Consider the following 13,831-nt stretch of genomic DNA (forward strand, 5'->3'; position numbering starts at 1 on the left):
TGATTATAAATGCTGGTAGAATTATACTTGATAATAAAAGTCAAGAAGTTTTTGCCGCAGGTATTGTAGATTCCACTGGAGCATACACTCAAATGCCCAGCTTCAAACAAGGTGACAACCTGATAGAACCTGATAGTTTAATCTTTAACTTCAAAACGCAAAAGGCTTTAGTCTTCAATTCTAGAACAGAGCAAGGAGGTTTTAAAGTAAAAGGTGAAATTTCAAAAAGACAGAATGATTCCATTTATTATCTGGCCAATGCTAAATTTACAACTGCAGAAGATGTTGACGATGCGGATTATTATTTCTTCGCCAGAAAAATAAAATTTGTCCCTAATAGCAAAATCGTTACTGGATTTGTAAACATGTATATCGCCGATGTTCCAACTCCTCTAGGGCTTCCTTTTGGGTATTTTCCCTTAACAGATAAACAGTCATCTGGATTCATTATACCCTCGTATGGAGAAAACAATAATCGAGGATTCTTCCTTCAAAACGGAGGTTATTATTTTGCGATAAGTGATAATGCAGATTTAGCTGTACAAGGAGACTACTTTACCAATGGGAGTTACGGTTTGCGGCTAGAAAACAATTATAATGTCCGTTATCAATTCAGTGGAAATGTGGCCCTCAGATATGAAAAATTACTTTCAGAAGAACGCGGTTTTCCGAATTTTAGCGAAACCACTGTTTTCAATATAAGGTGGAGCCACAGCCAAGATCAAAAATCAAATCCATCTTCTAGATTTTCTGCTTCTGTAAATTTAGGCTCGAGTGATTTCTTTCAACAATCTGTAAATCAAAGTAATACTGGTAACTTTTTGAATAACACATTGAATTCTTCAGTATCTTATTCAAAATCATTTGAGGGAGAACTTGGTATGAATTTAAATATTTCAGCAACTCATAACCAAAATACCAATACTGAGGTCATCAACTTGACTTTACCTACCCTCCAATTTAGTGTTGGTAGAATTTTTCCTTTTGAACCTAATGACGGAACCAAAAAGGGAGCTATTCAAAATATAAATCTTCAGTATAACGTAAGAGCAGAAAATAGAATAACCACTACAGACTCCCTTTTCTTTAAGCCAGAGATGTTTGAAGGAGCAGATGTCGGGGCAAGGCATACTATTCCTATTTCTACTAACTTTAAAATATTTGATCATTTTAGTGTTAGTACAAGTGCAAATTACAATGAGGTGTGGACCCTCAAAACTTTTGAACAGCGCTATGACGAGCAGCTTCGCCAAGTAGATAGGGATACAATCAACGGATTTGATTCCTATAGAACTTATGACTTTTCAACATCTGTAGGAACAACAGTTTATGGAATGTTTGATTTTGGGGATGATAAAAAATTTAAAGCTATAAGGCATGTGATTAGACCTTCTATTTCCTATAATATAAGCCCAGCTTTCGATCAATATTATGATGAGTATGTCAGAACAGGAATTGCTGGCCTAGAAGATGAAGTAGTCGAATATTCCAGATTTGAAGGTACCCTAAACGGAGCTCCAGGAAATCGTTTTTCCAGTAGTATGTCTTTTAATATTACCAATGATTTAGAAGCGAAAGTCCGCAAAAAAGACTCTACTCTTGTCGGTGACGAACAGTTTAAAAAAGTGATGCTCCTGAGCAATTTCGGAATAAGTACCAACTATAATTTTGCTGCGGACTCTCTCAATTTAAGTCCACTTTCTTTAAGAGGAACCTTACCGATTGTCCAAGATAAACTGGCTATCAACTTTTTAGGCACCTTAGATATGTATGCTATAAATAGCAACAATAGAAGGATAAATAAACTCAATATTAATAACGGAGGAAGTTTATTCAGATTGACCAGAGGTAATGCCAGTTTTAGCTATTCTTTATCGAACAAAGATTTTCAGAAAAAAGAAGACGAAGAGAAAGAAGACGAAGATTTTGACTCTGAAAGCTATCTTAATGGAGGGAGACCCGATAATCTTTTTGGAACTAGTGAAATGATGAATCGCCCCAATCCTGACAAAGAACCTGTGAGTGATGAAAATGAATTCTATAACTATTCTATACCTTGGAATTTAAATTTATCCTATACCATGACCTATTCCAATGTGGCGAGGGAGAATGAAATAAGCTCCCACTCTATTATGTTTTCTGGTGATGTAGAATTGTCCCCTACTTGGAATGTTGGTGTGTCCTCTGGTTATGATTTAAAAAATAAGGGATTCTCTTTTACTCAATTAAGATTTGCAAAGGATTTAAAAAGCTGGCAAATGAGTTTTAATTGGACTCCATTTGGTATCCGTAGATCCTGGTTTTTCTTTATAGGTATTAAATCAAATATTTTACAAGATGTGAAATATGATAGAAACAGAGAACGAGATAGAACTTTACAATAATCAATTATGAAAGAAATTATTAAAACAAAACATGCAGCAGCTCCAATAGGACCTTATAATCAAGCTGTTCTCATCAACGGATTCTTATATACATCTGGACAGATTGCAATTGATCCAGAGACAGGAGAAACCCAATTTGATTCTATTGACATAGAAACCCACCGTGTTATGAAAAGTCTCGAAGCTATTTTGAAAGCAGCAAAAATGGATTTCAACCATGTTATAAAAGCTTCCATTTTTATATCCAATATGGATGATTTTTCAAAAATTAATCACATATACGGCAGCTATTTCAATGAAGAGACAGCTCCAGCAAGAGAAACCATTCAAGTTGCCAAATTACCTAAAAATGCTAATGTGGAGATAAGTTTTATCGCGTATAACAAATAAAACTATGCTACTAAGCTTTGTAGACTGGAGTATTATTATTGCTTTTTTTGTGATAAGCTTAGGAATCGGTGTCTATGTTTCCAAAAAAAGTGGGAAAAGTGCTAAAAACTTTTTCCTTTCTGGTAGAAATATGCCGTGGTGGTTGTTAGGTATTTCAATGGTGGCTACAACATTTGCAGCAGACACTCCTGGGTTAGTCGCTGGTATTGTTAGAAACGACGGAGTTTATGGCAATTGGGTGTGGTGGAGTTTTCTATTAACAGGCATGTTAACCGTGTTTTTTTACTCAAAACTTTGGCGAAAAAGTGAAATCACTACCGACCTAGAGTTTTATGAACTTAGATATAGTGGAAAAAGTGCTGCATTCTTAAGAGGGTTCAGGGCTATCTATCTAGGCGTCTTCTTCAACATTGTCATCATGGCTACTGTCTGTTTAGCAGCGATAAAAATTGGACATGTTATGTTCGACTTTTCTGCTGTTGAATCCTTGGTGGTGTCTTGTTCAATAACTGTCCTATACTCGATGCTTGGTGGTCTCAAAGGGGTTATTCTTACAGATTTTGTACAATTTGCGATAGCTATTACCGGAAGTATATGGGCTACCCTATATATTGTTCAAATGCCAGAAATTGGCGGAATTGACCAATTACTTTCAATTCCTGAAGTTCAAAGCAAAACCTCTTTGTTTCCAGATTTTTCTAACCCAAAAGTTTATATCCCAATCCTTATTGTTCCTCTCGCAGTACAATGGTGGAGTGTTTGGTACCCCGGCGCAGAACCCGGTGGCGGTGGTTATATCGTGCAAAGGATGTTGGCGGCCAAGAATACAAAGCATGCCACTTTGGCGACTTTACTCTTTACCGTAGTTCACTACGCAGTAAGACCTTGGCCATGGATTATAATTGGCCTTGCTTCTCTTGTCATTTTTCCAGATCTTTCAAGTCTGGCCGCTGCGTTTCCGAATCTCGATGAAAATTACATCAAAAATGATTTGGCTTATGCAGCAATGTTATCGTATCTGCCGTCCGGTCTCTTGGGACTTGTAGTCACCTCATTAATTGCTGCATTCATGAGTACGATTTCAACTCACCTAAACTGGGGAAGTAGCTATGTAGTAAACGACTTCTACGTAAGATTCTTAAAACCCGAAGCTTCAGAATTTAATAAAGTCTTGGTAGGGCGACTCTCTACATTGGTCATGATGATTTGCTCTGCACTATTAGCACTTATTTTGGAAGAAGCAAAACAGGCTTTTGACCTGTTACTCCAAATTGGAGCTGGCACTGGTTTACTTTTTATTTTAAGATGGTTTTGGAACAGAATAAACCCGTATAGTGAAATTGCAGCAATGCTGTCTTCGTTTATAATTGCCGCTGTTTTCTTTATTGGTAGATCTTATGCTCTATGGGACATAGAATCTTACGTTGAGCTTATATTTGGAGTAGTAGTGACTACTATTGTTTGGGTCTTGGTAAGTCTTCTTACAAAACCAACTGACGAGAGTACAATAAAAGCTTTTGAAAAAAGGGTTTTTGATGGTTCTAATAAATATAAAAACTTCAAATATAAATTTATTGGATTTGCGTGCGGGGTTTGTGGAGTTTATGCAGCTCTTTTCGCAACAGGGTACTTTATCTACAGCGATTTTTTACTATTTACCATCGCCTCAAGTATATGCTTGTTGTCTATGGGGATATTGATTGCAAACTGGAAACGAATAATCAATTAGAAGGTCTATTTGAAGGGAATTTAATATAAGAAGGCAATTCGATAGCTTGACTATCCTTATTAGTGATTTTACTTTTTTCCCTTTTCTCGTAGTCTTCGTCCAAAATTTTATTGATCAATTCCTTAAAACTATCGAAATCTACAGTATAACTAAGCTCAATACCTTGAGTATACCCTAGCTCCTCCCCTATAAACTGAATATCACTTTCTCTATTAAAAACGTTGGCACGTAAACTACCTGTTTCATTCAACAAAAAGTTGATTTCAGCATCTCCAAAAACTACAGATTCTGAAACTCCCCCCACAGGAACACCAAATCGACCACTGATTAAAACTCTATCCGTGATTTTAGTTCTCAAGGAAAGGCCTACTCTATCTGCCAAATTATTTTGGGTAAGACTTCCATCGTTTTGTTGGTAATTAAGCCCCAATTTAAATTTGTTGTCTTCTTCTGAGATGATATCATCCACAATTCCTGAAGCTCGCTCAATAAGGTTCCCTGTAATAGCATTTTGCCCAAGTCCTGCCTGACTGTAAAAAGTACCTTGGGTAACTAAAGACAAAGCTTGTAATTCAGTATTTTCTCTGCCTTGTACTCGATATTCCAACTCACTTTTTACAACAGAAGATAAATTGGGATAATTTAAGCTAAACTCAATATTTGGTTGAACAATTTGACCTCCAAGATTGATAATAACCTCCACAGGGATTTCACGATTCACTGTTGGGTTTTCAAGTAAAATTGCTGGATTTGCTTCCGTCACATATTTAGCCTGAACATCTAAATTGGCACGAACAGGATCTCCATTCCAAGTTAAGTTTGAACCTGGAACAACTTCAAAGCGTTTTTGAACCAACCCTGAGTATTTAAAATTATATTCTCCCTCGTAAGCCACAAAATCACCATACATCTTGAACTTCCCGTTAGTATTAATCTCAATGAGCAAAGTTCCTGCTCCTCTTCCTTTTAAACTGCTCCCATTAGCAGGGTCGACTACGATTTCAACTTCAGCATCTCTGGTTATATCCAAATCAAAATTAAGACTTAAACCCTTAACCTCTTTCAATTGTATTTCCCGGCCAGCTTCTTTGGAGAGTTTGTCTTCCAAGCTCAAAAAATAAATAAAGGAATTATCTCCTAAAGATTCTGAATCATCTAGCGGTATTTTAAACACCGTATTTTTTTGTGTTTTTGCCTGTACATTTATCTCTATTTCGTCCAAAGGCCCGCTAATAGTAGCGTTACCATCTATAAATGCAGTTCCGTAGTATAAATCACCTCTTTTGATATCGGTATCAAGAACAACCAAATTATCAGAGGAAATATTTAGATCAAGATTCCAATCTTTAAATTCACGATTGGTAATTTTACCACTTAAGACACCCTTAGTTTTGTACTTTACATCTGTAAGCCGAATGTCATCGAAGATAAACTCTTTATTATCAAATATGATTTTAGAATTATCATCAAAGTCAAAGTCTACATTTAAATATGGAACTTTCATCCCAGCTTTATTTAATCTTAACTCTCCATTGAAAAAAGGATTCTGAATTTTACCACTTACCTCTACTTCTCCTAGTGCAAGACCTCTAATGTTTGAAATCACTTCTTCTCCAAAAACATCAAACGATTGCAGATCTAGGTTATTGAAATTTAAGTCTACATCGAAATATTGATTATTTTCTACTGTAAAAATTGAACCTTCAGCTTTGAACAAAGACTCATCTTGCAATTGGAGTTCAGAAACGATATCAAAAGAACTCAAATCTTTATTTCCATTAGCCTTCAACAAGAATTGTCCATAAGGAATGGCGTTAAATTTGAATTTATCAATAGTCAGATCTAGATTTGGACTATAAATATTATCTTTTTGATAGATGTCTAAAATCCCATCTACAGTTCCCTCAAAAGTTATACTGTCTTGTTTTGGAATAATATCCACTAATTCAACATCTTCAAATTTAAAGTTCAGGTCCTTGAAGGTAGAGTCTTTTAAAATCCCATTTAAAAGCATCACCTGTTTTCCACTCGATACTGAAATAGAATCGATATTGAAGTTTTTAAATCCCCTTTCAATTTCAACTTTATTTTTTTTATTAGATTCCTTATTAATAAACCAAAGGTTATCATTAAAAACTATACTAGATCGCTTAAAACCAAAGGTTGATTTATCATCGCTATCTAAAGTTTGGTAGATACTGAGATTATAGTTGTCCTTTTGAAATTGGCCTCCTTTAAATTCTGTTCTTACAAATAATGTATCTTTTAAATTTACATTAATCATGTTAAAATCATTGATATCATAATAAGAAGTCAATATATTTTCAATCTCAACATAGGAATTATACAAAGGATTATTAGTGTCTATTTGGATGTTTATGTTTTCAAAACTAGTGTCATAAACCCCCATTAAGGGAGACCTGAAATTTAAAGAAAAGTCGTTTTCACTAGCGTCAATTGACCCATTTATAAAGGTATTTGCAGACACTTTAATATCAGGAAAAAAGACTTCGACAATTTTATTGTAAATTTCAATATCAAAATCGACATATTGATAATTTTTAGATGGATCGTCTTTACTTTTGAAATACAGATTCTCAATAGCCTCAGAAAAGAGCTCTGGCAACTTTGTTAATTTAAAATCACCAACTAATTTTCCACTGATAACATCTGGACTACCTATGGTTATTGTTTGTTTATTTTTTTGAAATGAGGATGCAACTGTAAGTTCTTCGAATTGAAAACTATCTAAATGATTTTTATATTCAAAAGATTTAAATCTGAGTTCACCTTTAAGTTCATCTATGGAATTACCTTTTAGGTTTACATTGAGGCTACCTTTAAAATCTGCAACTGTATCTCTTTTTACAATGTTTAAAGCATAAAGATCTGCATAGTTAATATCTGCATTAAAATCAAATATATTTTCTTCACCTGAAGCATCTAACAGACCTTCAAACGCGAATTGAAAATTTGGATCTAGACTTTCTAGGTTACCATTAAAATAAGGTGCTTTTAAGTTGCCGTTCAGCTTTATGTTCTTATAATTATAATTATTAACAACTATAGAATTAATTTTTCCTGAAGCGGTTGTATTAAGGGACTCTTTTGTAAATCCAGATCCATTAACATTTAGATTAAAAGAGGTTCTACCTAAAGAGTTTGTATCAAAAAAAGAGGCTAAATTAAAATCTAATATATCAACGAAACCTGCATATTTTACTCTAATTGGATCTTTATAGTCATCAAAGTTTAAATTTATTGAGGCCTTTCCTATCTCTGTATTTACTTTTAGGACAGTGCTTAGTTTATTTTTTGATAAATCTATTTCACCTAACAAGTGGGTTTTACCTAGTTTCTCAAAATAGTCTGGCAATTTTGATTTTAAATCCTCAGGCAGTAATTCTATCAAATCCAAATAAGTCGTTGTCAAATCAATAGAAGAAGAATGTAATGCAAAAGGAGCATCACCAAAAGAGTTCATTAACTTAAGACTGCCAAAAAAACTTGTCTGTGTTAACCCCCTTAATCTTAGAGATTCTAGATTGAGATTATTGAGTTGTCCGTTGGCTTTTCCTTTAAAAGAGATTTGATGTCCGTAGCCAAATCCATCATAAAACCGTCTTAGATCTGTACTTGATAGAGTAGAATTATTAAAAGCTGCTTGTAAGTTTACTTCATCAAAAAAATATTTTAAATCCCCTCTCTTATATTCAAATTGAAGCTTTCCTTCTATATGTGAATATGGGGTATCTAAGCTTAGATTTTGAAAATCCATTTGACTAGGAGTATATTCAAAAACAGTACTAAAATCTTCAACAACAATCCCTTGTTTTAAAATACCCGACATTCGCCTCAAGTTGAGATTGAATTTAGGTCCATAGAGTCTAAAATTGGAGAGATTAAAATCTAATTTTTGAATAGAAAAAGTAGGACTGCTACTTATATTTTCATTTTCGACGACAAATTCTCCGTTGTAAGCGAGAACTCTATTAATTTTAAGTTGAAAAGGTTGATCTGAAGAAGACGTACTATCGTTTAGTTTTTCTAAAAATTTAGAAAATTCATGATCATCTTCATTTTTATATTGTTTTATTTTAAATTTAAGATGATCAAATTCAGTGTTTGAAAAATGAATATTGCTGTCAGAAAATCCAGATATATTTATCAATGATGTGGATAAAGTCTTAGCATAAATAATAGTATCGTCATAGTCGTCCCTCAACAATAGATCGTTTAAAACGAGGTTACCCTTGTAATTAATTTTTAAAGACTTTATGGAAAGGTCGGTGTTGTAAGACTCGTTAAAAGAAGTGGTTAATTTTGTAGCGTAATAAGATTGTATTTGTGGAATTAAAAAAATTAGAACTAAAAGTAATAGCAAAAGAATAATTGCTGTAAATAATTTTTTTATAAAATTCCAAATCGTTTTAAACACTCTTAAATCTATATTTTTCATCAAATATATATCAAATACTAATCCTAAATGCTCTTTAGAAAGCCACAAATTTATTTAGATTTGCTAGACTAATTTGAAAATAGGAACTAAATCATGCCAGATTCAAAAAAAACATATGTATTAGGCATAGAATCTTCTTGCGACGATACATCAGCGGCTGTTTTTTGTAACGATAAAGTCCTTAGCAATATTGTAGCTACACAAGATGTTCATAAAAAATATGGAGGTGTAGTCCCAGAGCTAGCTTCTCGTGCACACCAGCAACATATTGTTCCAGTAGTAGACCAGGCTTTAAAGGCTGCAGGAGTAACGAAAGATATGCTCTCTGCAATTGCTTTTACAAGGGGCCCTGGTTTAATGGGGTCACTATTGGTAGGAAGCTCTTTTGCAAAATCTTTAAGTCTTGGACTGGATATTCCTTTGATAGAGGTAAACCACATGCAAGCACATTTGCTTGTTCATTTTATTGCAGAGACACATCCAATACCTCCTAAATTTCCGTTTTTAGGAGTTACCATTAGTGGTGGACACACACAAATTGTAAGGGTGAAAAGCTATTTTGATATGGAGGTTCTTGGTGAGACACTAGACGATGCGATTGGGGAGGCTTTTGATAAATGTGGTAAAATGTTCAAACTCCCCTACCCTGCTGGATCAGAAATTGATAGAATTTCAAAACATGGAGATCCAAATACATTCAAATTTGCTAAACCGAGGGTAAAGGGCTTAGATTTTAGTTTTAGTGGTTTAAAGACCTCCGTGCTCTATTTTTTGCAAAAACAAGTAAAAGAAGACCCTGCTTTTATAGAAAACAATATTGAAGATCTTTGTGCTTCTTTTCAATTCAGAGTTGTGGATATTTTAATATCGAAACTCGAGAAAGCTGTTAAAGAAACGGGGATACATCAAGTTGCTATTGGAGGAGGAGTCTCTGCTAATTCAGGAATACGTGAAGCTCTAGTCAAAAAACAAACGACAGATAACTGGTCTGTTTTTATCCCAAAATTTGAGTTTTGCACAGATAATGCAGCAATGATAGGAATAGTAGGATACTTAAAGTATCAGAATAATGAATTCGCTAATTTATCGTCGGCCTCCAAAGCAAGGTATACCATTTAAAAATTAAGTTTTATGAAAGTACTAGTTCTGTTTTTAATTATGGTCACATTTCAATTAAATGCACAAAACAATTTATTCCAACATAACCATACTGTTTTTGACGACTTTGGATTATCAGAGAAAGAAATCGCAGACTATAAATCAGAAGGAAATCTATCTATATTTAATAAAGAAAAGCATAACTCTAGGTTAGCCAGCAAGCTATTTAATTTAAGAGTTGGACAATCCGTTAAGCTTAATAAAGCTAATAAAAAGAAACTCAAAGTTCTTAAAAAGGTAGATGTGGAGCATTATAGGCTTAATTATATCTTCTTTGATGGGAGTCAACTAGAATATAAAGATATTGAGAAACAAAGAGATAAAATACTTCAAATGAACAAAACATATAGCTTCCCAACTTTAGCGCAAATGTATTCTATGGACATGAGTAAAAATGTAGGAGGTGATTCTGGATGGTTTAAAAAAAGAAGCACTCCCCAGGACTTTCAAGATGCAGCCTTGTCAAGTAGGCGAGTAGCTAATGAAACTTTTAAAGTCGATCTAATATCTGAAAATTGGTACTACCTCATATTAAAAAGTTATTCACCCATACTCATAGAAGAAATTCTAGTCTTGGAAACACCTCTGTAAATGCAACTTTTCTACGAACCAAATTTTGATTCCTCAGCTGCCAGTATTTCTATAAATGAAATGGAAAGCCGACATATTTCAAAAGTTTTAAGAAAGTCAATTGGAGAGACTATATATTTAACTAATGGTTTAGGAATTTGCGCTGAAGGAATTTTGATAAGCAATCACCCTAAAAAATGTAAAGTAGAGGTAAAAACCATTATTGAGGAAAAAAAACCTAATTTTCGACTTCATATAGCTATCGCACCTACTAAAGCCAATGACAGATTTGAATGGTTTTTAGAAAAGGCCACTGAAATTGGAATTGATGAAATATCACCCTTGCTATGTGATCATAGCGAAAGACGAAAAATTAAAGCAGATCGTTATGAAAAAGTCCTTCAAACAGCCATGAAACAGTCTTTAAAATATAGGTTGCCACTATTAAACCCAATGATTTCTTTTAACGATTTAATGAAATCAGATATTGACTCTAAGAAAATGATTGCACATTGTGAAGATGACACAAAAGAAAAATTATCTGGAACAGTAAATAGAGATAACTTAATTTTGATAGGTCCAGAGGGAGATTTTTCTATAGATGAAATAAAAAAAGCAATTAAACATGAATTTCTTCCCATTTCTTTGTCTGAAGCAAGACTAAGAACTGAAACAGCTGGCATTGTAGCCTGCCATACCGTAAATCTAATGAGATCGTTATGAAGTTGATAACCTATCTCCTTTTTATATTTTTTTCTACAACTATTTATCCTCAGGATATAGCTTTATTGAAATATGATGGTGGAGGCGATTGGTATAGCAACCCTACATCTTTGCCAAACCTGGTTAAGTTCGTAAATTCAAATACTGATACTAACATTAACGAAAACATCAAAGAGGTAAAACCAGAGGACCCAGAATTATTTAATTATCCTTTTGTACATTTAACAGGGCATGGAAATATCTTTTTTACAGATAAAGCCGCTCAAAATTTAAGACTTTATTTATTAAGTGGTGGTTTTCTCCATGCCGATGATAATTATGGGTTATCCCCTTATTTCAGAAAAGCGATAAAAAAAGTATTTCCAAATAGAGAACTAAAGGAATTACCTTCCAATCATCCTATTTTTTCAACTAGATTTATTTTTGAAAATGGATTACCTAAAATTCATGAACACGATGGAAACCCTCCACAGGCTTTTGGGATTGAAGATGATAATGAAAGATTGATGGTTTTATTTACCTATGAAAGTGATTTAGGTAATGGCTGGGAAGATTCGTCAGTTCACAATGATCCTGAAAATATTCGCTTAAATGCGTTAAAAATGGGAGCTAATATTATTAAATATGCTTTTCTATATTAAATATGCTTGATAGACAATTAACACATAGTGAAACGAATTTCAATGCTAAAGAAAGGGGTTGTAATGAGATCAATGTATTATTAGAGAGATTAGACAGTCCAGCTAATCTTGGGAGTATTTTCAGAAATTCTGAAGCTTTTGGTATTGTGAATATATGGATACATGAAGCCAATAGAGGCTATCTTAAAAGTAACCGTTTGAAAAGAACCTCAAGATCTACGGAATACAATTTAAATATTCATTTTTATGAAGATAAAGCAAGTATACTAGATACTTTTGAAGGGACAACAATTGGAATTGAAATTACAAAAAATAGTGAAAATCTTTCGTCATTTAAAAAAGGCTTGAAAAGCAAAATTCTCCTTGTACTGGGAAATGAAAAATTAGGTATAAATAGCGAAACTCTTAATAGATTGGATAGAAATTATCATATCAAAATGTTTGGTACAAACTCGAGCCTAAATGTTGCTCAAACCCTAGGAATAGCTCTTTATGAAATCAGAAGAGAACAGATTTGAAAAACTTACTAGACCTGAGGTCAACAAGTTCATAGAAAAAAATATCAATAAATCAATTCCTGATTTGATACTTAAAGGAAGTCCATTTAAAGATGTTGATATTAAAGATATTATAAATCAAATAATTGGAAAAGAAAAAGCGAAAAAAAAACTTCCTCATTGGTATAAAAATGAGAAGATTGTTTATCCTCCAAAGCTTAATTTAGAGCAAACATCTTCAGAAATTACCGCTTTACATAAATCCAAACTTATCTCTTGCAAAACTCTACTCGACATGACTGGTGGTTTTGGCATAGATTCATATTATTTTGCAAAAAAAGTCATTTCCTTACTATATACAGAACTTAATGCTGAGTTATGTCGAATTGTCAAACATAATACTAAAGCTTTTGGAATCGACAATTTTGACATAAAGAATGAAGACTCAATCGAGTTTTTACAGAAAAACAGTCAAATTTTTAATTGGATTTATATAGATCCATCCAGAAGAAATGAAAAGACAAAAGTGTTTAAATTAAAGGACTCACTTCCTAACATTATTGAACATTTAAAAATAATAGAAGAGAAATCAGAAAGATTTATGCTTAAAACATCTCCTATGTATGATATACAAATGGGATATAGGGAATTAAAAGGAGTCAAAGAAATACATATTATTTCAGTAAAAAATGAGGTTAAAGAATTACTGTGGATTATAGATTGGAGGAAACAAAATTCGAGACTATAAAAATTTATAACTATCAAACAAAAAAAAGATATTCATATACTTCTATAGATGAAAATGAAGAACAGTTAGTAAGAATAAAATTATCCAACTGTTGTCAATACTTATACGAGCTTGATTCAGGGATTATGAAATCAGGTTTAAACGATTTAATTGGAATTAGATATGACTTGAAGAAATTAGAGCAGCACACAAATCTATATACGTCAGATAAAAAGATTTTAGGTATTCCTGGCAAGATTTATAAGGTAAAGTCAGTTGAGTCGATTAATTACAAAAAAATAAGGAAGGCCATCAAAGGTCACCAAATCAATTTGATAAGTAAAAACTTCCAGTTAAACACAGATGAACTGCAAAAGAAATTTAAGTGTACTATTGGAGGTAAAAGTGACTATTTAATTTTTGCTAAGACAATTGAGGGAAATAGAGTTATAGAAGCAATTAGAATAGTATCATAATTTTTTGGGTTCAAACATAAATTTTAATAAACAAAAAAAACCCTTCATTACGTTAAGTAATGAAGGGTTTAGTATAG

11 protein-coding genes are annotated in these 13,831 nt (G+C 33.1%); 10 read left to right on the top strand and 1 reads right to left on the bottom strand.

Annotation, left to right across the window (positions count from 1 at the left end; all coding sequences use genetic code 11):
- The 3 genes from CXF67_RS15035 to CXF67_RS15045 all read left to right on the top strand — a co-directional run.
- Nucleotides 1-2,384 (top strand): putative LPS assembly protein LptD (locus tag CXF67_RS15035; protein ID WP_102089487.1); only part of this gene is annotated, 2,384 nt, incomplete at its 5' end.
- Nucleotides 2,385-2,390: 6 nt separating this feature from the next.
- A complete protein-coding gene (locus CXF67_RS15040) occupies nucleotides 2,391-2,774 on the top strand; it encodes a Rid family detoxifying hydrolase (RefSeq protein ID WP_102089488.1) in 384 nt (127 codons plus the stop codon).
- A 4-nt stretch (nucleotides 2,775-2,778) separates the two neighbouring features.
- Entirely contained in the window at nucleotides 2,779-4,503 is a 1,725-nt protein-coding gene (locus tag CXF67_RS15045; protein WP_102089489.1) for a sodium:solute symporter family protein, read from the top strand.
- Here CXF67_RS15045 and CXF67_RS15050 read toward each other — a convergent pair.
- Complete coding sequence (locus tag CXF67_RS15050) at nucleotides 4,496-8,962, bottom strand: translocation/assembly module TamB domain-containing protein (RefSeq protein WP_102089495.1); 4,467 nt, start codon at nucleotides 8,960-8,962, stop codon at nucleotides 4,496-4,498. The two genes, CXF67_RS15045 and CXF67_RS15050, sit on opposite strands and share 8 nt — an antisense overlap.
- Nucleotides 8,963-9,055: 93 nt before the next feature.
- On the opposite strand from CXF67_RS15050, the gene tsaD reads away from it, so the two are divergent.
- The 7 genes from tsaD (at nucleotide 9,056) to CXF67_RS18935 (ending at nucleotide 13,754) form a co-directional block, all read left to right on the top strand.
- Nucleotides 9,056-10,081 carry a tRNA (adenosine(37)-N6)-threonylcarbamoyltransferase complex transferase subunit TsaD gene (tsaD, locus tag CXF67_RS15055; protein ID WP_102089490.1) on the top strand — a complete coding sequence of 342 codons (1,026 nt, stop codon included), beginning with the start codon at nucleotides 9,056-9,058 and terminating at the stop codon, nucleotides 10,079-10,081.
- A gap of 12 nt (nucleotides 10,082-10,093) precedes the next feature.
- Nucleotides 10,094-10,711 (top strand): peptidylprolyl isomerase, encoded by a 618-nt coding sequence (locus tag CXF67_RS15060; protein WP_102089491.1) that lies wholly within the window; start codon nucleotides 10,094-10,096, stop codon nucleotides 10,709-10,711.
- Entirely contained in the window at nucleotides 10,712-11,413 is a 702-nt protein-coding gene (locus CXF67_RS15065; RefSeq protein ID WP_102089492.1) for a 16S rRNA (uracil(1498)-N(3))-methyltransferase, read from the top strand.
- Nucleotides 11,410-12,054: a DUF4159 domain-containing protein gene (locus tag CXF67_RS15070; protein ID WP_102089493.1), complete on the top strand. Its 645-nt coding sequence runs from the start codon at nucleotides 11,410-11,412 to the stop codon at nucleotides 12,052-12,054. Before CXF67_RS15065 ends, CXF67_RS15070 begins: the two co-directional genes overlap by 4 nt.
- Nucleotides 12,055-12,056: 2 nt before the next feature.
- On the top strand, nucleotides 12,057-12,572 hold the full coding sequence (locus CXF67_RS15075) for a TrmH family RNA methyltransferase (RefSeq protein ID WP_102089494.1): 516 nt from the start codon (nucleotides 12,057-12,059) through the stop codon (nucleotides 12,570-12,572).
- Nucleotides 12,547-13,299, top strand: a complete 753-nt coding sequence (locus tag CXF67_RS18930) for a hypothetical protein (RefSeq protein ID WP_257984712.1) — start codon at nucleotides 12,547-12,549, stop codon at nucleotides 13,297-13,299. The genes CXF67_RS15075 and CXF67_RS18930 overlap by 26 nt, the downstream gene beginning before the upstream one ends.
- Before the next feature lie 125 nt (nucleotides 13,300-13,424).
- A complete protein-coding gene (locus tag CXF67_RS18935) occupies nucleotides 13,425-13,754 on the top strand; it encodes a THUMP-like domain-containing protein (RefSeq protein WP_257984713.1) in 330 nt (109 codons plus the stop codon).
- The last annotated feature ends 77 nt before the right edge of the window (nucleotides 13,755-13,831 follow it).

Source organism: Psychroflexus sp. MES1-P1E (assembly GCF_002836055.1).
Classification (GTDB): domain Bacteria; phylum Bacteroidota; class Bacteroidia; order Flavobacteriales; family Flavobacteriaceae; genus Psychroflexus.